The sequence below is a fragment of the Nonomuraea sp. NPDC003727 genome (genome assembly GCF_053586935.1).
This window is the reverse complement of record NZ_JBSFNE010000011.1, coordinates 25,793-45,900: the sequence shown is the minus strand read 5'-3', so window position 1 is coordinate 45,900 and position 20,108 is coordinate 25,793. Positions and strand designations below refer to the sequence as shown.

General features: G+C 73.3%; 18 protein-coding genes. 13 read left to right on the top strand and 5 right to left on the bottom strand.

Going from position 1 to position 20,108, the window contains the following annotated elements; translation table 11 throughout:
• The 3 genes from ACWDLG_RS27290 to ACWDLG_RS27280 are packed head-to-tail and all read right to left on the bottom strand — an operon-like array spanning position 1 to position 3,782.
• Entirely contained in the window at positions 1-1,311 is a 1,311-nt protein-coding gene (locus ACWDLG_RS27290; protein WP_449925054.1) for a purine-cytosine permease family protein, read from the bottom strand.
• A gap of 51 nt (positions 1,312-1,362) precedes the next feature.
• The gene (locus ACWDLG_RS27285; RefSeq protein ID WP_449925052.1) at positions 1,363-2,664 is read right to left on the bottom strand and encodes a hydantoinase/oxoprolinase N-terminal domain-containing protein; all 1,302 of its coding nucleotides are present in this window, start codon (positions 2,662-2,664) and stop codon (positions 1,363-1,365) included.
• On the bottom strand, positions 2,661-3,782 hold the full coding sequence (locus ACWDLG_RS27280) for a DUF917 domain-containing protein (RefSeq protein WP_449925050.1): 1,122 nt from the start codon (positions 3,780-3,782) through the stop codon (positions 2,661-2,663). Before ACWDLG_RS27280 ends, ACWDLG_RS27285 begins: the two co-directional genes overlap by 4 nt.
• Positions 3,783-3,869: 87 nt before the next feature.
• Between ACWDLG_RS27280 and ACWDLG_RS27275 the strand changes: the two genes are divergently transcribed.
• Together ACWDLG_RS27275 and ACWDLG_RS27270 are read left to right on the top strand one after the other, a co-directional pair.
• Positions 3,870-5,183, top strand: coding sequence for a PucR family transcriptional regulator (locus ACWDLG_RS27275; protein WP_449925047.1), 1,314 nt, complete (start codon positions 3,870-3,872; stop codon positions 5,181-5,183).
• Between the two features lie 3 nt (positions 5,184-5,186).
• Entirely contained in the window at positions 5,187-5,951 is a 765-nt protein-coding gene (locus tag ACWDLG_RS27270) for an inositol monophosphatase family protein (protein WP_449925044.1), read from the top strand.
• Positions 5,952-6,069: 118 nt separating this feature from the next.
• On the opposite strand, the gene ACWDLG_RS27265 is transcribed toward ACWDLG_RS27270, so the two are convergent.
• A complete protein-coding gene (locus tag ACWDLG_RS27265) occupies positions 6,070-6,705 on the bottom strand; it encodes a GntR family transcriptional regulator (protein WP_449925041.1) in 636 nt (211 codons plus the stop codon).
• A 21-nt stretch (positions 6,706-6,726) separates the two neighbouring features.
• On the opposite strand from ACWDLG_RS27265, the gene ACWDLG_RS27260 reads away from it, so the two are divergent.
• Positions 6,727-7,914 carry a CaiB/BaiF CoA transferase family protein gene (locus ACWDLG_RS27260; protein ID WP_449925038.1) on the top strand — a complete coding sequence of 396 codons (1,188 nt, stop codon included), beginning with the start codon at positions 6,727-6,729 and terminating at the stop codon, positions 7,912-7,914.
• Positions 7,911-8,864, top strand: coding sequence for an HpcH/HpaI aldolase/citrate lyase family protein (locus tag ACWDLG_RS27255; protein WP_449925036.1), 954 nt, complete (start codon positions 7,911-7,913; stop codon positions 8,862-8,864). The genes ACWDLG_RS27260 and ACWDLG_RS27255 overlap by 4 nt, the downstream gene beginning before the upstream one ends.
• 152 nt (positions 8,865-9,016) lie before the next feature.
• Here ACWDLG_RS27255 and ACWDLG_RS27250 read toward each other — a convergent pair whose 3' ends face one another.
• Complete coding sequence (locus tag ACWDLG_RS27250; protein ID WP_449925033.1) at positions 9,017-9,655, bottom strand: TetR/AcrR family transcriptional regulator; 639 nt, start codon at positions 9,653-9,655, stop codon at positions 9,017-9,019.
• Positions 9,656-9,786: 131 nt separating this feature from the next.
• On the opposite strand from ACWDLG_RS27250, the gene ACWDLG_RS27245 reads away from it, so the two are divergent.
• The 9 genes from ACWDLG_RS27245 to ACWDLG_RS27205 all read left to right on the top strand — a co-directional run bounded on the left by ACWDLG_RS27245 (position 9,787) and on the right by ACWDLG_RS27205 (position 19,533).
• Positions 9,787-11,124: a purine-cytosine permease family protein gene (locus tag ACWDLG_RS27245; RefSeq protein WP_449925030.1), complete on the top strand. Its 1,338-nt coding sequence runs from the start codon at positions 9,787-9,789 to the stop codon at positions 11,122-11,124.
• 41 nt (positions 11,125-11,165) lie between these two features.
• On the top strand, positions 11,166-12,743 hold the full coding sequence (locus tag ACWDLG_RS27240; protein ID WP_449925027.1) for a hydantoinase/oxoprolinase N-terminal domain-containing protein: 1,578 nt from the start codon (positions 11,166-11,168) through the stop codon (positions 12,741-12,743).
• Positions 12,743-13,861, top strand: a complete 1,119-nt coding sequence (locus tag ACWDLG_RS27235; protein ID WP_449925024.1) for a DUF917 domain-containing protein — start codon at positions 12,743-12,745, stop codon at positions 13,859-13,861. Before ACWDLG_RS27240 ends, ACWDLG_RS27235 begins: the two co-directional genes overlap by 1 nt.
• A 238-nt stretch (positions 13,862-14,099) precedes the next feature.
• Entirely contained in the window at positions 14,100-15,089 is a 990-nt protein-coding gene (locus tag ACWDLG_RS27230) for a sugar ABC transporter substrate-binding protein (RefSeq protein ID WP_449925021.1), read from the top strand.
• Entirely contained in the window at positions 15,086-16,114 is a 1,029-nt protein-coding gene (locus ACWDLG_RS27225) for an ABC transporter permease (protein WP_449925018.1), read from the top strand. The genes ACWDLG_RS27230 and ACWDLG_RS27225 overlap by 4 nt, the downstream gene beginning before the upstream one ends.
• Entirely contained in the window at positions 16,111-16,869 is a 759-nt protein-coding gene (locus ACWDLG_RS27220) for an ATP-binding cassette domain-containing protein (protein ID WP_449925015.1), read from the top strand. The genes ACWDLG_RS27225 and ACWDLG_RS27220 overlap by 4 nt, the downstream gene beginning before the upstream one ends.
• A 90-nt stretch (positions 16,870-16,959) precedes the next feature.
• Entirely contained in the window at positions 16,960-17,646 is a 687-nt protein-coding gene (locus ACWDLG_RS27215; RefSeq protein ID WP_449925012.1) for a polysaccharide deacetylase family protein, read from the top strand.
• A gap of 70 nt (positions 17,647-17,716) precedes the next feature.
• On the top strand, positions 17,717-18,085 hold the full coding sequence (locus tag ACWDLG_RS27210) for a nuclear transport factor 2 family protein (protein WP_449925009.1): 369 nt from the start codon (positions 17,717-17,719) through the stop codon (positions 18,083-18,085).
• A 140-nt stretch (positions 18,086-18,225) separates the two neighbouring features.
• Complete coding sequence (locus ACWDLG_RS27205; protein WP_449925006.1) at positions 18,226-19,533, top strand: MFS transporter; 1,308 nt, start codon at positions 18,226-18,228, stop codon at positions 19,531-19,533.
• Positions 19,534-20,108 lie beyond the last annotated feature (575 nt).

The window sequence follows — 20,108 nt, the reverse complement described above, 5'->3', positions numbered from 1 at the left end:
TCAGACGGTGAGGAGTTCGCGGGTGCCCCGGACCAGGCCGAGCTTGCCCGCGACGATGTAGGCCAGACCGGCCAGCAGGAGGGAGTTGAGCGCGGGGATGCCGATCCACTGGTGCTGCTCGCTCAGCCAGCCGACCAGCGCCGCCGCCCCCCAGATGACCAGCGTCGCCGGCACCCAGGTCGGTTCGGTCGCCGGCAGCGCGCCCTCGTCCCGCGAGGCGTCGAGCGCCGGCCGCCAGCGCTTGACGACGAAGTACTCGGCCACCATGATCCCCGCGATCGGCGGGGTGATGACGCCGAGGACGAGCAGGAAGTCGGTGAAGCGCTCCAGGATGCCCATGGCGGCCAGGACGCTGCCGAGCACGCCGATGCCGACGGTCACGGCGACCCGGTTGAGCCTGACGCCGACCGTGGACTCGACGGCGCTGAGCAGGCCCAGCGCCGAGGAGTACAGGTTCCAGTTGTTGATCTTCACGGTGGCGGAGATCAGCACGATCACGCCGATCACGCCGGAGGAGGCGGTGATGATGGCGATCACGTCGGACGACTTCACCGCGTAGGCCAGCAGCACGCCGGCCAGGCCGAGCACGTACTCGCCGAGCGAGATGCCCACCAGCGTCTGCTTGATCACATCGCCAGTATTGCGGTTGAAGCGCGTCATGTCGGGCGTGGTGACGGCGCCGACGATGTAGGAGCCGGCCACGATCGTGGCGCCGGTGGCGATCGAGATCGGTTCGCCGAAGGGCGGCGACGCGACGAGGGTGCCCAGGTCGTGGCGGGAGATCTCCACCCACATCGCCCATCCGGCCAGGCCGAGGAAGGCGGGCACGGTGATGAACGCGGTCAGCCCCATGGCCTTGAAACCGCGGACGACCAGCGCGGTCACGCCCAGGCCCGCGATCAGCGACCAGGCCCACAGCGGCAGCCAGCTCATGATCGAGTGCAGCCCGGCGGCGAACACCGCGGTCTGCACGCCGAACCAGCCGAACAGGCTGAGGGTGATGATCACGCCGATCAGCGTCGCGCCGTAGCGGCCGAAGCCGGTCCACCGGGCCAGCATCGAGGTCGACAGGCCCTCGCGCATGCCGGCGATGCCGACGAAGATGCAGACGATCTCCAGGATCACCGAGCCGAGCGTGAAGGCCCAGAAGGCGTCCCAGAAGGACAGCCCCGCGCCCAGCGTGGCGCCGAGCAGGAACTGCGTCAGGTCCGACAGCTGGCCGAAGCGCTGCACCGCCACGTTGAACCAGGGGTAGCGGGCGCCCGGTGGCACCCGCTCCAGCGGGTAGTCCTCATCCGTCGTCGTTGCCATGGGGAAGACGCCTTTCACAGGGGGGTCACAGGGGCAGAGGGGGTCACAGGGTCACAGCCGCGCGGGCGGGCCGGCGGCCCTGGCGCGCAGCCGTACGAAGGGGCCGGGCAGGTAGTCCAGCGGGGTGTCGGCCGCCTCGACGATCCGCACGTGGAGGGGGTCGGCCCCGGCACGGACGGCGCTGGCCCTGGCCTGCTCGACCACCGCCTCCATCGCCGCCGGCAGGTCCGCGCGGCCGGCCAGGCGCACGATGCGCTCGTACTGGCCGCCCACGGGGCTGGTGGCCGCGCCGATCGCGCCGGCCGCGGTCGCGTGTTCGGGATGCAGCCCGTCCGGTACGGCATGCGCCCCGCCGCCCACGACGACCAGCGGCAGCCGTCCCGCCCCGGGCTGCATCCGGTCGACGGCCTCGGCCAGTTCGGCGGGCTCGACCGGCCTGGCCACCCTGACCAGTTCGGGGATGCGCAGCCCGACGGGCACGCCGCCGATGCGGGCGCCCGCGACGGCCTCCTCGGGGAAGCCGCCGGCCAGCGCGCCCACCCTGACGCGGCGGGCGCCGACGTCCGCGACGACGGCGTCGGCCAGCCCGGTCAGCGCGCCCGCGCCGCGCAGCATGCTGGCCGGCCCGCTGCCGAGGCTGAGCCCCGGATGCCGGGCCAGGTGTTCCAGGCTCATCAGCGTGCCGTCCCCGCGGGTGACGTGGACGGCGGTGACAGGGGCCAGCGCCGAGGCGAGGCGCACGGCCACGTCCGCGGCGAAACCGGACAGGGCGGCGTCGAGGACGGTGGCGTTCTCGCGTTCGAGCAGCCCGAGGCTGCCGAGGTCGGCCGACAGCGCGATCGGCAGGTCGCCGAGCTCGGCGCGGACGATCTCGGCCGCCTGCTGCTCCTGCTCGGCGTCGAGCGGCGAGAACAGGCCGGTGACGGCGACCGCCTGCGCCCGGCCCACGACGGAGGCGGCGAAGCGGGCGACGGCGTCGCGGTCGAGCGGGGTCCAGTCGGCGCGGTCGAGGCCGCCGCCCCCGTCGACGATCGCGCTGCCCGCCTCGACGGCGCGGCGCAGGTCGTCAGGCCAGCCGAACAGCGGCCTGATCGCCTGCGCCTCCTGGCCGCCGATCCGCAACGCGGCCACCCTGCACAGGCCGCGCCTGCCGGCGACGGCCGAGGCGGCGCCGTGCAGGCCGACGGCCACCTGGGCGAGCGGCGGGGCGGCCAGCCGGCCGAGGGCGGCGGTGACGCTGGCCACCGGGTCGCCGGGCACGGAAGCGACCTTGACGGTGGCCAGGACGGCGCCCGCGTCGTCGAGCAGGGCGGCGTCGGTGTTGGTCGGCCCGATGTCGACGCCCGCCTTCACCGCGCCACCTCCCCGGCCCCCGGTCGGCGCGGTCCGCCGGAGGCGGGCGGCGCGCCGCCCGCCGACGAGCGCGCCCGAACGCGAGGCGCTCCGGGGGCGGCGCCCGGCCCGGCAGGGGGAGCGGAGGGGGTGTCAGGGAGACCGCGGGCGGGAACGGCCAGGCCGGTGAGGCCGAAGGCCTCGGGGCCGGCCAGGCGCAGCCCCTCCTCGGTGTACCAGACCGGGTCGCAGGGCACCCGCACCACCGACACCCGCAGGCCGTACCTGACGTGCTCGGTGTCCACGACCTCGCCGGTGCGGGCGTCGAGCAGCGCGATCACGTCGGGCACCACCGCCAGCGGCGCGCCGTCCTCCAGGACAGCCAGGAACTCGGTGCCCGCCTCGATCCGCACCAGCCGGCCGAGATCGGCGCCCAGGCCCTCGATGACGATCGAGCCGGTCTCGGCGATCTTCCCGGAGACGAGGGGCGCGGGCAGCTCGGTGCCCAGGCGCAGCGCGCGCGTGACCGAGCCGAGCGCGGTGGCCGACGCGACCTGGTGGCCGCGCATGACGTACTCGGTGGTGGCCGCCTGGCCGCCGAACGGCTCGAGCGCCGCGCGCACCAGCCGTTCCAGCCAGCGCCCGTCCACGTGCTCGATCACCACGGTCCTGCCCCGGCCGTCGCACATCACCGCGGGGGTGGCGGAGATGCCGCGCAGTTCCATCACGGTCTGGTTCATGCGGGGGAAGGCGCGGCTCATCCCGTCGGCGTCGACCAGCGGCAGGCCGAGGCGGGCGGCCCAGGCGAGCGCCAGGCAGCCGTTCGCGCCGCCGATCTCGCTGGCCAGCACGGCGCCGGCGGGCGTGCCGTAACGCTGCTCGATCTGCCGGCGCAGGTGCACGGGCTCGTCGGTGCCGCCGACGCGCTCGGACATCACCGCGGAGGAGCCCGCACTGCCGACCGGCATCACCAGCAGCTCGGGGTCGAGCTCGCCGGGCTGGACGACACGGACCGGCCCGTGGTCGTACAGCGCCTGGAGCGCGGCGGCCCTGGCGATCGTCACGGGGCCGCCGCCGCCCGAGCCGAGGACTGCGCATCCCCTGGCGTAGGCGGGCAGTGACCCGGTGTCGATGCGCATGCCCCCACAGTAGGAACTCCCAGGCCATGCATGGTGTGCCGGCAGAACCTCATTGGATGGTCAGTGTGCCCGTGGCACACTTCAGAGATGGACGGGGTGGACGGCCTGCGGCATCTGGCCGGGCCGATGCGCGGCCGCCGGGCCACCGGTGTCCGGCTGGTGGAGGACCTGCGGCGGATCGTGTCGCAGCCGGGCGGAGCCGTGCTCGTGCTGACCGCCGCCGCGGCGCGCGAGGCGGCCGGATACCGCCTGGAGGTGGCGCTGCGGGACGCCGGCGCGGCCGGCGCGGCGGCGCTCGTGCTGACGGCGCCGGTGGAGGTGGGACGCGGCGCCGCCGCGCTGGCCGAACGGGCAGGGATCGCCCTGCTGGCGGCGGAGGGCGACCTGGCCGAGCTGGTGGTCGCCCTCGACAGGGCCATCGCGGGCGACGCCGCCGACGCGCTGGTCCGGGCCGACAAGGCGGTGCGCGGCGTGCTCGGCGCGGGCGGCGTGCCCGCCCGGATGGCCGAGGCGGCGGGGGCGGCGCTCGGCGTCGAGGTGGGAGCCGACTTCTCCGCGCCCGAACGGGACGACCACCTCGGGCGGGCGACCAGGATCGTGCTGCGGCTGGCCGAGCTGGCCGCCGCCGCCGGACCGGCCGAGGAGCCGCCCGCCCGCTCGCGTGCCCAGGTGCTGACGGAGCTGCTGATCGCCCCGGAGAAGCAGGCCCAGGAGCTGGCCCCCAGGGCGCGGACGCTCGGCCTGCCCGTCGACGGCTGGCACGTGGTGCTGCGTGTGGAGGGGCCCGAGCCGTACGCGCTGCTCGACACCGTCGCGGCGCGGGCCGGCCGCGTGGTGCGGGACCTGGTCGGTCCCGAATGGAGCGTCGCGATGGCCGACGGCGCGCTGATCGTGGTCCGCACCACGCCCCGCGACCAGGGGCGGGCGGGGCTGCGCGCCGCCGCCGCGGACGCCGCGCTGCTCCTCGAGCGGGTACCTCCGGCGGGCGCCCGGTTGCGCTGCGGCGTCAGCACCGCCCACCAGGGCCTGCTCGGGCTGCGCACCTCCGCCTCGGAGGCCCGTACGGCGCTGCGCCGCAGCCCGGCCGCGCTGGCCACCTACGACCTGGCGGGGCTGGACCGGATGCTGGAGGAGTGGTACTCCTCCGACGCGGCCCAGCAGGCGGTGCGGGAACTGCTGCAGCCGATACTGGAACAGAAGAGGGCGGGACTGCTGCTGGACATCCTGAGGGCCTACCTCGACCACCACGGCTCGCCGGCCAAGGCCGCAGAGGAGGTGCGCATGCACCGCAACGCCGTGAGCAGGAACATCAGGCGCATCGAGACGCTGCTGCAGGCCGACCTCGACGACCCGCAGCAGCGTCTGGCGCTGCAGCTGGCGTGCCGAGCGGCAAGGATATGAGACATGACCGAACTACTGGACATCGCGTCGGAGGCGGCCAGGGCGGTCGGCGGGCCGCTGCGCAAGGCGTTCCGCTCCCGCCCGCCCGTCGAGACCAAGCGCGACTTCCACGACCCGGTGACCGAGCACGACCGCGCCGCCGAGGAGACGATCCGCGAGGTGATCCTCTCGCACCGCCCCGACAGCGTGATCGTGGGCGAGGAGGGCGGCACCACCGGATCCGGCGAGGTGACCTGGTACGTCGACCCCATCGACGGCACCGCCAACTTCGCCGCCGGCATCCCGTTCTTCTGCGTGTCGATCGCCGCCGCGGTGGAGGGCGAGCTGGTCGCGGGCGTCGTCTACGACCCGGTGCGGGAGGACGAGTTCACCGCCTCCACCGAGGGCGCCTGGTGCAACGGGGTCTCGCTGCGCTCGCGCGGCGCCGTGCGCGACCGTGAGGCGATGCTGCTGAGCAGCTACCCCACCCCGCGCGACCTCGACCAGGACGGCCAGGCCGCGCTCGACCGCTACGCGGCGGTGGTCCGCTCCTTCGCCGCGGTCAGGCGGCTGGGGAGCGCGGCGCTCAAGCTGGCGCACGTGTCCGGCGGGTGGGCGGACGTGGCCTACGGGAGGCTGTCGAACCCATGGGACGTGGCGGCGGGGGCGCTCCTGGTACGGCAGGCGGGCGGCGTCTACCTCGGCGACCCCCTGGTGCCGGGGGACTACCTGGCCCACGTGGGCGGCTTCGACCTCGCCGCCTCGGCCCTCGCCGACGTGGCCGCCTGACCGCGCGGGCCCGGTCTTCTCCGGCGCGCGCCTCGCGGACCCGGACAGTGGCGACCGCTTCGGCGCGCGGGCTCCGGCCCCGCCCGTCGGCTCGACGCGGCGCCCGCCGGGCCCGCCGTCAGGCCCGGCGGTGGGCCGCACCCGCCTTCACGTGCTCGATCATGATCTGCTCGGCCGTCTCCCCGTCGCCGCGCTCCAGCGCCATCAGGATCCGCTCGTGCGCGTCGAGCTGCCGCTCGGCCACCTCGGGGTCCAGCCACAGCGACGCCCCCGGCGGCACGGGAAAGCCGGCCCTGACCGCCCTGGCGTGGCGGCCCAGGAAGGCGGGCCCGCCGATGTCGGCGATCCGCAGGTGGAACTCCTCCGACTGGCCGCCCAGCAGGCCGTGCCGCCCCGCCGCGGCGTCCGCGACCATCGACTCGTGCAACCGCCTGAGCTCGGCCAGCTGCGCCGCGGCGATGCGCCCGGCCGCCAGACGCGCGCCCAGGCCCTCGACCACGGCCCGCACCCCGTAGAACTCCTCCAGCGCGTCGTCGCCGAGGTCGACCACGGTCGCCCCGTGATGGGCCTCGTAGCTGATCAGCCGGTCCTTCTCCAGGCGGCGCAGCGCCTCCCTGACGGGCGTCACCGACACCCCGAGCCGGGTGGCGACGGGGGCGGCGCGCAGGGCGGTGCCACCGGGGATCTGCCCGGTGCGGATCTCGTCCAGCAGGACCTCGTAGACGTAGTCCGCCTTGCTCAACGGCTGTCGCATAACTTATAAGATATAGGACTTATGACCAGTCTTGCCGATATCCGGGTGATCGACGTTGCGACGTTGTTCGCGGGGCCGTCCGCCGCGATGATGCTGGGCGACTTCGGCGCCGACGTCATCAAGATCGAGCATCCCCGCCGCGGCGACCCCTCACGCGGGCACGGCGCCGCCAAGGACGGCGTCGGCCTGTGGTGGAAGTCGCTGTCACGCAACAAGCGCGCCGCCGCCGTCGACCTGTCCGCGCACGAGGGACAGGAGATCCTGCGCCGCCTGGCGCGCGGCGCCGACGTGCTGGTGGAGAACTTCAGGCCCGGCACCCTCGAACGCTGGGGCCTCGGGCCCGAGCACCTGATGGAGCTCAACCCGCGCCTGATCGTGGCCAGGATGACGGGGTTCGGGCAGGCCGGGCCGATGGCGGGGCGGCCGGGGTTCGGCACGCTGGCCGAGGCGATGAGCGGCTTCGCCGCGATGACCGGCGAGCCTGACGGCCCGCCGACGCTGCCGCCGCTGGCCCTCGCCGACGGCATCGCCGGTCTGGCCATGTCCTACGCCGTCATGGTCGCCCTGCACGCCCGCGAGCGGACCGGCCGCGGGCAGGTCGTCGACATGGCGATCATCGAGCCGATCCTCGGCCTGCTCGGCCCGCAGATGACCGCCTACCAGGCGCTCGGCGTGGTCCCCCGGCGTACGGGCAACCGGTCGAGCAGCAACGCCCCGCGCAACACCTACCGCACCCGCGACGGGCGCTGGCTGGCCGTCTCCACCAGCGCGCAGACCATCGCCGAGCGTGTGGTCACCCTGGTCGGACGGCCCGACCTGGTGGCCCAGCCGTGGTTCGCCACCGGCGCGGGCCGGGTCGAGCACGTCGACGAGTTGGACGAGGCGGTCGGCTCCTGGATCGCCGAACGCGACGCCGACGAGGTCGTCGCCCGCTTCGAGGAGGCCCAGGCGGCGATCGCCCCGATCTACGACGTGCGCGACATCGCCGAGGATCCGCAGTACGCGGCGCTGAACACCTTCATCGAGCTGCCCGACGAGGAGCTCGGCTCGGTCACCGTCCAGAACGTGCTGTTCCGGCTGTCGGAGACGCCGGGCGAGGTGCGCTGGACGGGCCGCCGCCTCGGCCAGGACACCGACGAGGTGCTCGGCGAGCTCGGCTACGCGCTCGAGGAGATCGCGAAGCTGCGCGAGAACGGGGTGGTGGCGTGACGCTGACCTGGCTGTACGTGCCGGGGGACCGGCCCGAGCGGTTCGACAAGGCCATGGCGTCGGGGGCCGACGTGGTCATCGTCGACCTCGAGGACGCGGTCGCGCCCGCCCGCAAGGACGCGGCCAGGCGCAACGTCGTCGACTTCCTGCGTACCGGCCCGTCGTCCCCGCGAACGCGCGCCGACGATGCCGCCGGTGCCGCCGGGGACCGCGGCGGGCCCGGCGCGGGTGCGCGTGCCGGCGATTCCACCGGGGAGCAGGGCGCGCCGGTGGTGGGCGCGCGGGTCGACGGCGCCGGCTGGGATCAGGGCGGGCCGTCCGTGCACGTGCGGGTCAACGACCCCGCCACGGACCACGGGCGGCGGGACCTGCGGGCGCTGGCCGGCCTGCCGCTCGCCGCCGTGCGGGTCCCCAAGGTGCACTCGGTCGCGACCTTGGACCTGGTGGATCTCGACGTCCCTGTCCACGCCCTGCTGGAGTCGGCCGCCGGCGTGGTGAACGCGGCCGCCGTCGCCGCCCACCCCAGGGTGGCGGGGGTGGCGCTGGGAGAGCAGGACCTGATGGCCGAGCTGTCCATCACCGACGAGGCGGCCCTCGACCACCTGCGGGTGCAGGCGGTGCTGGCCGCGGCGGCGGCGGGGCTGCCCCCCGTGGCGATGTCGGTCTACGCCGATGTGGCCGACGAGGCCGGGCTGCTGGCCTCCACCAGGCGGGGCAGGGCGCTGGGGCTGTACGGCCGGGCGGCGATCCATCCCCGGCAGCTGCCGGTGATCCGCGAGGCGTTCACGCCCACCCCGGAGGAAGTGGCCAGGGCGCGGGAGATCGTCGCGGCCGCCGAGCTGGCCGGCGACGTGGGCGCGGTGGCGCTGCCCGACGGCAGGTTCGTCGACGCGCCGGTCGTGGCGCGCGCCCGCCGTACCCTCGACCTGGCCGACCGGCTGGCCCGCTGACGCCCCGCCGCGCCCGGACCCGTGCCCGCTGACGCCCGGCCGCGTCCCGGCCCGTGCCCGCTGGCGCCCGCCCGCGTCCGCTGAACAGCCCGCCGCTCCCTGGCCCGCGCCCGCTGACGCCCCGCCGGGCCGGGGTCCGCGCTCGCCGGGCGTCAGGGGCGGGGGGCCCAGCGCCGCGACAGTTCCTCGTCCGAAGGGGCGGGGCCGGGCAGCGGCCGGTGGGCGGGCGGCAGCCGCATGGAGTCGAGCATCAATGTCAGGTAGCGGTGGCGCAGCTCCACCGTGCGCGGTTGCTCGCCCAGCTTGATCGAGGCCAGCTGCTCGAACAGCAGCGCGATGTCGGCGGTGGTGACGTCGGGGCGCAGCACCCCCGCCTCGACCGCCCGGCGGTGCACCGCGGTGGCCAGTTCCGCGGCCCGGGCGGCGTCGCGGTGGAGTTCCTCGGTGGGCTGGAAGGTGCCCGCGAGCGCGATGGTCAGCGAGCTGCTGTCGGCCTCGACGATGTCGCGCATGTAGGCCGCGAAGGCCTCCCACGGGTCGCCGTCCATCGCCAGCGACTTCTCGCAGGCGGCGATGTAGAGCTTGAGCCCGTCGCCGCAGAGCTTCTGCAGCAGCGTCTCCTTGCTGCCGTAGCGCCGGTAGAGGGCGCTGATCCCGACGCCCGCGCGCTCGGCCACGGCCGCGATCGGGGCGCCGGGGTCGGCGGTGAAGACGGCTCTGGCGGCCTGCAGGATCAGTTCGTCGTTGCGCGCGGCCTGCGCACGGCGGCCGCTCATGGGTGCTGCTGTCATGCCCCCAGCATATAGCGGAACATACAATTCCGTTCTAGATGGATGTGATCAAGCCTCTTCCCAATGATCGCCGGGGACCTTAGCGTCGCAGCAGACACCCCATACATCGCCTGACGGGAAGGGGCGGCTGGATGTCCGATGCGGCGATCACCCCCGCGTTATCCGACGAAGGCCTCGCACGTGACGACTACGCGCTCCAGCGGGTGCCCGCCTCGGCCCGCTACGGCTGGCTGACGGTCGCGGTCCAGCGCTTCGGCATGCTGAGCGCGCTGAGCCAGTTCCTGCTCGGTGCCACCCTCGGCATGGGGATGACCTTCTGGGACGCCGTCCTGGCCATCACCGTGGGCGCCGTCATCCTCGAGATCGTCGCGATCGCCGTCGGCATCGCGGGCATGCGCGAGGGCCTCTCGACGACCGTGCTGGCCCGGTGGGCCGGGTTCGGCCGCTACGGCGCCGGCATCGTGGGCATGGTCGTCGCCGTCTGCCTGCTCGGCTGGTTCGGCGTGCAGTCGGCGGTCCTGGCCCAGGGGCTGGCCTCGCTGCTGGGCGGGCCGCCGGTGTGGGTCTGGTCGATCACGGCAGGGCTGGCGGTGACGGCGATCGTGGTGCACGGCTTCGCCGGGATGGCCTGGACCGCGTGGATCACCGTCCCGGCCTTCCTGGCCCTGGCCGGCTGGGCGATCGCGGTCGAGCTGTCGAAGCAGCCGCTGGGCGCGCTGGTCGCCTCGGCCCCGCCGGGACCGGCACTGAGCCTGGCCGAGGGCGCCACCATCGTCGCGGGCGGCTTCATCGTCGGCGCGGTCATCTCGCCCGACATGTGCCGGTGGAACCGCAGCGCCGCCGACGTGGTCAAGCAGACCGTGCTCGGCATCACGCTGGGCGAGTACGCCGTGGCCCTGGTCGGCGTGCTGCTCGCGCACGCGCTGCGCACCGGCGACGTGATCGCCATCGTCACCAGCACGTCCGGAGCGGTGGGCACGATCGTCCTGGTCACCGCCACCCTGAAGATCAACGACTGGAACCTCTACGCCGCCTCGCTCGGCATGACCAACACCCTGTACACCGCCTTCGGCCTGCGCACCGGCAGGGCCGCGGTCACCGTGGCGCTCGGCGTGATCGGCACCGGCCTGGCCGCCGCCGGCATCCTCGACCATCTCGTCGACTTCTTCGTCCTGCTCGGCGTGGCCATCCCGCCGGTGGCGGGCATCATGGTCGCCGAGTACTTCGTGGTGCGCCGCTGGCGTCCCGCGCTGGACGCTTCCCGGCAGGCGGGCACGCTGCCCGAGACGGCCCCGGGGTGGGCGCCCGCCGCCCTGGCCATCTGGCTCGGCGCCGCGCTGGTCGGCAAGTACGTCGCGTGGGGCATCCCCGCGCTCAACGCCCTGCTGGTGGCCTTCGCCGCCTACGCGATCGCGGGCAGGCTCGGTCTCACCGCCGCCGCCCCGAAGGGCACCACCGGCCCCGCCTGACATCCCCTCCCACCCCTCTCCGCGTAGACAGGAGCTCCTCTGTGCGTGTCGGGATCGACGTGGGCGGCACCCACACCGACGCCGTCCTCATGGACGGGACCACCGTCCTGGCCGAGATCAAGACCGCGACCACCGTCGACGTGACCGGCGGCGTCGTCACCGCCCTGCGCGAGCTGCTGGCCGCCTCGGGCGTCGACCGCGCCCGCGTGACCGCCGTGATGATCGGCACGACGCACTTCACCAACGCCCTGGTGACCGGGCGCCGGCTGGCCCGCACCGCGGTGGTACGGCTGGCCCTTCCGGCGACGGCGGCGCTGCCGCCGCTGGCGGACTGGCCCGAGCGGCTGGTGCGAGCCGTCGATCCCAGCGTCCACCTGTGCGACGGCGGGCACGAGTTCGACGGCCGGCCGATCTCCCCGCTCGACCCGGACCAGCTCAAACGCGTCGCGGCCGAGCTGGCGGCCCAGGAGATCGACACCGTGGCCGTCACCTCGGTGTTCTCGCCCGTCAACGCCGAGGTCGAGGAGACGGCGGCGGGCATCCTGCTCGCCGAGCTGCCCCACCTGCGGATCAGCCTGTCCCACCGGATCGGCAGGGTGGGCTTGCTGGAGCGCGAGAACGCCACCGTCGTCAACGCCTGCCTGCGCGACCTGGCCGACGAGATCGTCGACGCCTTCACCGGGGCGCTGCGGGCCGTCGGCATCCACGCGCCCCTCTACCTGTCGCAGAACGACGGCACGCTGATGGACGCCGAGCACACCCGCCGCTACCCGGTGCGCACCTTCGCCTCGGGGCCGACCAACTCCATGCGCGGCGCGGCCTTCCTGGCCGACCTGGCCGACTGCGCCGTGGTCGACATCGGCGGCACGACCACCGACGTCGGCGTGCTCAGCGGCGGCTACCCCCGCCAGGCCACCGGCGAGGTCGACATCGGCGGCGTGCGCACCAACTTCCGCATGCCGGACGTGCTGTCGATCGGGCTGGGCGGCGGCAGCCGCGTCACCGCCGAGCCCGCGCTGCGGATCGGCCCCGACAGCGTCGGCTACGAGCTGACCGGCCAGGCGCTGGTCTTCGGCGGCCGGGTTGTCACCGCCACCGACCTGGCGGTCGCCGCGGGCATGGCCGAGATCGGCGACCCCTCCCTTGTCCGGCACCTCGACCGCGAGCTGGTCAGGCGCGGCGTGGCCTGGATGGCCGGCCGGGTGAGCGAACTGGTCGACCGGATGCGCGTCTCGGCCAGCCCGCTGCCGGTCGTCGTGGTCGGCGGCGGCAGCGTGCTGATGCCCGACCGCCTGGAGGGCGTGCCCGCCGTCCACCGGCCCGAGCATCACGCGGTGGCCAACGCCATCGGCGCGGCGACCGGCCAGATCGGCGGCGAGGTCGACCGGCTGTTCGCCATCACCGCCACCTGCTCGCGCGCGGACGTGCTCGATCAGGCCCGCGCCGAGGCCGTGGAACGGGCGATCGCGGCGGGCGCCGACCCCGGCACCGTCGAGGTGGTCGACATCGACGAGATCCATGTGGCCTACCTGCCGGGCAACGCCGTACGGGTCAGGGTCAAGGCGGTCGGCGAGCTGCGACTGAGCGGCCCGGCCGGCATCGAGGAGGTGCGGGTGTGATGGGCGAGAACCTGACACTGGAGGGGCTGCGGGACCTGGCCGAGGGGGCGGCGGTGCTCGGCACGGGCGGCGGCGGCGACCCCTACATCGGCAGGCTGCTGGTCGAGCGGCAGCTGCGGGCGGGCCGCCAGGTGACGATCATCCCGGTCGACGAGCTGCCCGACGACGCCCTGGTGCTGCCCTCGGCGATGATGGGGGCGCCCACCGTCTTCGTCGAACGGCCGCCGTCCGGCCAGGGCAACGTCGCCGCGCTGCGGGCGCTGGAGAAACACCTCGGCCGCACCGCCGCGGCCACCATGCCCATCGAGTGCGGCGGCCTCAACAGCATGATGCCGCTGCTGCTGGGCGCCCAGCTCGGGCTGCCGGTCATCGACGCCGACGGGATGGGCAGGGCCTTCCCCGAACTGCAGATGGAGACCTTCGCCGTGTACGGCGTGCCGGGCTCGCCCATGTCGATCGCCTCCGACCACGGCGACGTGGCCATCATCGACGCCCGCGACGACAACGTGCGCATGGAACGGCTGGCCCGCGTCATGACGGTCGAGATGGGCGGGGCCGCCTACATCTGCGACTACCCGATGGACGCGGCCACCGTGCGCCGCACCGCCGTACCGGGCACGCTCGGCCTGGCCGAACGGATCGGCGCCGCGCTCCGGCAGGCGCGCGCCCGGCACGACGACCCGTTCGAGGTGCTCACCGCGGCGCTGGCCGGCACGATCTACAGCCACGGCCTGGTCCTGTTCCGCGGCAAGGTCGTCGACATCGACCGCAGGACCGTCGCCGGGTTCGCCCGCGGCCAGGTGACGCTGGCCAGTCTGGACGATCCGGGCGACCGGATGGTGATCACCTTCCAGAACGAGCACCTCGTCGCCCGCCGCGACGGCGAGGTGGTGGCCATCGTCCCCGACCTGATCTGCACGCTCAACACCGACACCGGGGCGCCGGTGACCACCGAGGCGCTGGCCTACGGGCAGCGCCTGACGGTCTACGCCATCTCCACGCCCGAGATCATGCGCACCCCGGCGGCGCTGGACTGCTTCGGCCCCGGCGCGTTCGGGCTCGGCGAGCCGTACGTGCCGGTCGAACGGCTCGCCGCCAGGTCGGCCGCGGGAACGTGATCCGTACCCCGGTGTAGGTGCCGGCGGACCGGAGCCGGCGACCGCGATCGCGGTGGCGGCTCCGGTCCGCAGCAGGTCACGGCGGAGAATGGCGACATAGGGGACGACGATTCGAGGCCGCCGAGGCAACCCGGGGTAACAAGAACATCTATAAGTCCTAATGTCACGACAAAGTGTTGACGCAGGGGTAATGCGGCGGTTACATCGAGGACGAGCCAGATGGTCATGGAGGTGTCGCATGAACCGGACCCCGATAGTGCTGGTCCTGCTGGGGGCGCTGACCCTCACGGGATGCTCGGCAGGCGGCGACCAGGCCGCCGCCACCGCCTCGGCGAGCGCCTCGCCGACCACCGCACCCGCGCCCGCCGGCGGGATGAACTTCGCCGTCATCACCCACGCCGGACCCGGCGACGCCTTCTGGGACGTGGTCAAGAACGGCGCCGAAGCGGCCGGCAAGCAGTACGGCGTCACCGTGACCTACCAGGGCGACGGCGACGCGGGCAAGCAGTCGCAGCTCATCGACCAGGCCGTCTCCCAGAAGGTGGACGGGCTCGTGGTCTCCATGGCCAACCCCGACGCGCTGAAGGAGTCGATCGGCAAGGCGGTCGCCGCCAAGATCCCCGTGATCACCATCAACTCCGGCCTCGAGCGCTCCAAGGAGTTCGGCGCCCTCACCCACGTCGGCCAGTCGGAGGACGTGGCCGGCCGCGGCGCGGGCGAGCAGCTCAAGGCCGCGGGCGTCACCAAGCTGCTGTGCGTGATCCACGAGGCCGGTAACGTCGGCCTCGACCAGCGGTGCAAGGGCGCCGAGGCGACGCTGGGCGGCTCGGTCGAGCGGCTGCAGGTCGACGGCTCCAACCAGGCCGACGTCAGCTCCAAGGTGGCCGCGCGCGTCCAGGCCGACGAGTCCATCAACGGCGTCCTGACGCTGAACCCCGGCGTGGCCGTCGCCGCCCGCGACGCGCTCAAGGACGCGGGCTCGCAGGCCAAGCTGGCCACCTTCGACCTGTCGGGCGACGTGGTGACCGCCATCGAGGACGGCGAGATCCTTTTCGCCGTCGACCAGCAGCAGTACCTGCAGGGCTACCTGCCGATCACGTTCCTGTACCTGTACAAGACCAACCTCAACACCGTCGGCGGCGGCCTGCCCGTCAACACCGGGCCGGGGTTCGTCACCAAGGACAACGCCGCGCAGGTCGCCAAGCTGGCAGAGAGCGGCACCAGATGAGTTCGGTCACCGCCGACGAACGGCTGGGCGAGGTCGGCCGGGTCCGCCGCCTGCTGATCAGGCCCGAGCTGGGCGCGGTGGTCGGCGCGATCGTGGTCTTCGCCTTCTTCGCGAGCCAGTCGGCGGTCTTCCGCTCGGTGCGCGGCATCGCCAACTGGCTCGACCCGGCCGCCACGCTCGGCATCATGGCGGTGGCGATCGCGCTGCTGATGATCGGCGGCGAGTTCGACCTGTCGGCGGGCGTGATGACCGGCACCACGGGGCTGGTGCTGGTCACGCTGGCCACCCGCTTCGGGTTCAACGTCTGGCTGGCGATGCTGGCCGGCCTGGTCGTCGCGCTGGCGGTCGGCTTCGCCAACGGCCTCATCGTCACCAGGACCAGGCTGCCCAGCTTCATCGTCACGCTGGGCACGTTCCTCATGCTGCAGGGCATCAACCTGGGCGTCACCAAGATGATCACCGGCACCGTGCAGGTCAGCGGCCTGCGCCGGGCCTCCGGCTACGAGTCGGCACGGACGGTGTTCGGCGGCACCATCGGCGACAGCGGGTTCAGGGTCGCGATCCTGTGGTGGATCCTGATCACGATCGTGGCCACGTGGGTGCTGATGCGCACCCGCGCCGGCAACTGGATCTTCGCCGTCGGCGGCAACGAGCAGGCGGCCAGGGCCGTCGGCGTGCCGGCCGCCCGTACCAAGATCGCCTTGTTCATGACGACGGCGTGCGCGGCCTGGCTGGTCGGCTCGATCATGGCGCTGCGGTACACCTCCGTGCAGGCCAACGCGGGCATCGGCCAGGAGTTCATCTACATCATCGCCGCCGTCATCGGCGGCTGCCTGCTCACCGGCGGGTACGGCTCGGCGATCGGCGCCTCCATCGGCGCGGTCATCTTCGGCATGGCCGACAAGGGCATCGTCTTCCTCGGCTGGGACGCCGACTGGTTCATGTTCTTCCTCGGCGCGATGCTGCTGCTGGCCACCCTCGCCAACAACATGGTCCGCCGCTACGCGGAAGAGGTGAAGCATTGATCCTGGAAACGCGGGACATCGGCAAGAGCTTCGGCAGCGTGCTCGCGCTGCGGAACGTCTCGATGGGCGTGACGGCTGGACAGGTGACGTGCGTGCTCGGCGACAACGGCGCGGGCAAGTCGACGCTCATCAAGATCCTGTCGGGCGTCCACCAGCACGACTCGGGCACCCTGCTCATCGACGGCCGCGAGACGCGGCTGACCAGCCCGCGCGACGCCCTCGACCGGGGCATCGCCACCGTCTACCAGGACCTGGCGATGATCCCCCTGATGTCGGTGTGGCGCAACTTCTTCCTCGGCTCCGAGCCGGTCAAGTCGCTGGGCAGGTTCGACGTGGCCACCGCCAGGAGCGTCGCCCGCGAGGAGCTGCGGGCGATGGGCATCGACATCCGCGACGTCGACCAGCCGGTCGGCACCCTGTCGGGCGGCGAACGCCAGTCGGTGGCCATCGCCAGGGCCGTCCACTTCGGCGCCAGGGTGCTCATCCTCGACGAGCCCACCTCCGCGCTGGGCGTCAAGCAGGCGGGGGTGGTGCTGCGCTACATCGCCAGGGCCCGTGACCGCGGCCTCGGCGTGGTGTTCATCACCCACAACCCGCACCACGCCTACCCGGTCGGCGACCGCTTCCTGCTGCTCAACAGGGGCACCAGCCTCGGCGAGTACGGCAAGGCCGACATCAGCCGGCAGGAGCTGACCTCCCTCATGGCCGGAGGGGCCGAGCTGGAGCAGCTGGAGCATGAGCTCACCAGAGAGTGATACACCTGATGCGGTAATAGAGATCTTATGCCCCGTTCGTATGCGACAGGATGGATAAGCGAGATACGTAACCGGGGGCGAGGGGGGACGATGGTGGGCTGGCGTGCGCTGGTGCCGGTCGTGGCCATGACGACGATGGCGACGACGATGGTGACGGCGGGACCGGCGGTGGGCCTGGGCCCGGCGCCCGCCGCGCACGCCGCGGTGGCGCCGGAGCAGAAGGTGGTCTACCTCACCTTCGACGACGGGCCGTCGGAGTACACGGGCAAGGTGCTCGACATCCTGCGCGCCAACGACGTGCACGCCACCTTCTTCCTGCTCGGCGCCAACATCAAGGAGCACAGGGCGCTGGCCGGGCGGATCTTCAGCGAGGGGCACAGCCTGCAGAACCACAGCTGGTCGCACCCCGACCTGCGGCTCCTGCCGTGGCCCGTCTTCAAACGCCAGGTGCTCCGAACCGACGCCGAGATCAGGAAGCAGACCGGCTACACGCCGGGATGCCTGCGCCCGCCGTACGGGGCGGTCAACAAGAAGGTCCGCAGGGAGGCCGCGGCGCTGGGCAAGCGGGTGCGGCTGTGGACCGTCGACCCGCAGGACTGGGCCAGGCCCGGCGCCAAGGCCATCGCCAGACGGGTGTTGAAGCAGGTCGAGCCGGACGGGATCGTGCTGCTGCACGACGGCGGCGGCGACCGGCGGCAGACCGTCGCCGCCCTCCCCAAGATCATCAAAACGCTGAAGGAGCGCGGCTACGTCTTCCACCGCCTGTGGTGCGGGTGACCCGCCGGTTCCCGGGTCGCTCTAAAGTGTCTGGGTCTACCGGATACCGAGCAGGAATGAGAGGCCAACGATGACACGCCAGGCAGTGTGGGCGGTTGTGACCGGCATGTACGACGCCTACACCAGAGGCGACAGGGCGGGCATCGACCGCCTGCTGCACCCCGAGGCGACGATCTTCGACTCGGCCGCGCCGGACCTGATCACCAGCAGGGCCCAGCTGGAAAAGGTGCGCGACGCCCGGCCCACCGACGGCCCCCAGGAGACGGGCGTGACCGCCTACGACGAGGTGGTCGACGTGTGGGGTGACACCGCGCTGGCCCGCTACCTGCTGCGCGTCGACTACGCCACCGGCGCGTCGGAGACCGTGCGCACGACCACCGTGCTGCGGCGCTCCGACGACGAGTGGCTCATCGTGCACGTCCACGAGAACACCCTCTGACCTGGGCGTATCCTGAAGCGCGAGGGCGTGGTGCACAGGCCGCGCCCGCCCGCATGGGCGTCGTGCACACGGAGAGCGAGAGGGGGCGGTCCTATGGTGCGCCATATCCGTGCAGCGCCCCCCTCCTCCGAGGAGCACCCATGACCGCCACCGACGCCCGGACCCTGCCCATCGGGTCCGCGTTCGACCGCATGCCGTTCACCCGACGGCACGTGCTGATCGCCCTGGCCCTGTTCATCGCCTTCGTCATCGAGTCGTGGGAGCAGCTCGCGCTCATCTACGTCTCCGGCGACCTCGGCGAGGAGTTCGGCATCGGGCAGGCGGGCGTCGGCGTCGTCCTGTCGGCCGTGGCGTTCGGCATGATCCCTGGCGCGCTGGTGTGGGGTCCGCTCGCCGACCGCATCGGCCGCAAGCCCACCTGCTTCTGGTCGCTGCTGTCCTACGGCGTGATCGCCCTGGCCTCCGCCTTCGCCCCGAACCTGGCCACCCTCGTCACGCTGCGCGTCGCCTCCGGGCTCGCCCTCGCCGGCGTCTACACCGTCACCTTCCCCTACTTCCTCGAACTGCTGCCCACCAGGAGCCGCGGCAGGGCGGCGGTCTACCTGTCGATCGGCTGGCCCGTCGGCATGCTCGCCGCCATCGGCGCCTCGGTCGCGCTCGGCGACCTCGGCTGGCACGTCGTCGTCATCGCCAGCGCGGCGGCCGGGCTGTGGGCGTTCGCGATCAGGGCGTGGGTGCCCGAGTCGCCGTACTGGCTGGCCGCCCGCAGCCGCCAGCACGAAGCCCGCCAGGTGCTGCGCACCCTCGGCAGCCCCGACACCGACGCCACCTTCACCGTCGCCGCCCGGCGTGTGGGCAACCCGCTCGACCTGCTGCGCGGCGGGCTGACGAAGATCACCGTGGCGATGCTGCTGCTGAACTTCGCCTTCAACTGGGGCTACTGGGGCCTGCAGACCTGGCTGCCCACGCTGCTGCAGGAGAAGGGCCTCACCCTCGACGCCTCGCTCGGCTTCGCCGCGCTCAGCGCGCTGATGATGATCCCCGGCTACGTGAGCGCCTCCCTGCTGACCGGCCGCTTCGGACGCAAGAAGGTCTTCCTCGTCTACGTCGTGGCGGCGGCGCTCGGCGGCCTGTGGTTCGCCCTGGCCGACTCCACCTTCGAGCTGTACGCGGGCAACTTCGTGCTGTCGTTCTTCAGCCTGGGCGCGTGGGGCGTCTGGAACACCTGGAACGGCGAGTTCTACCCGACGGCGCTGCGCGGCACCGGCTACTCGTGGGCGACGGCAGCCCAGCTGATCGCCACCACGCTGGCGCCCTCCGCGGTGGGCGCGCTGCTGGCCAACGCCACCGGGTTCACCGCGACGATGCTGGTGATCAACGCGTTCATGGTGGTCACGGCGTTGCTGGCGGTGCCGCTGCCGGAGACCGAGGGGCGCGAGCTGGAATGATCCTCGGCGTCGCGCTCGGGCGGCACGCGACCACCGTCGTGGCCGTCCGCGACGGCGTCCCGATCGCCTCGTGGTCATCCTCCGGTACGGCCGGCCCCGATCCCCGCGTTGTCGCCCCCCACGTTGTCGACCCTCACGCTGCCGGCCCTCACGTTGTCGACCCTCACGCTGTCGATCCCCCCGCTGCTGGCCCTCACGCTGTCGGCTCTCACGAGTTCGGCCCCTTCCTGCCCGGTCTTGCGGACGTCTTCGTGCTGTCCGGTCTTGCCGGCGCATCCGGTCTTCCGGGCGGGCCCGGCCCTGCTGGGGCATCCGGTCTTGCCGGCGCCCCTGGTCCTCCTGGCACCTCCGGTCTTCCTGCCGCGCCCGGTCTTCCTGGCAGGCCCGGTCTTCCTGGCAGGCCCGGTCTTCCCTGGACGCCCGGCCTTCCAGGGGCTCCCGCTGATCGGGGGACGCCCGGCCGGGCCGGCGATCCCGGCCGTCGCGCCGCGTCCGGCCCGACCGGCGCCGGAGGCTCCCCCGGCGGGCGCCGCGGGAACGAGCGCCCTGGAAGCCGGCCGGGCCACCCCGAGACC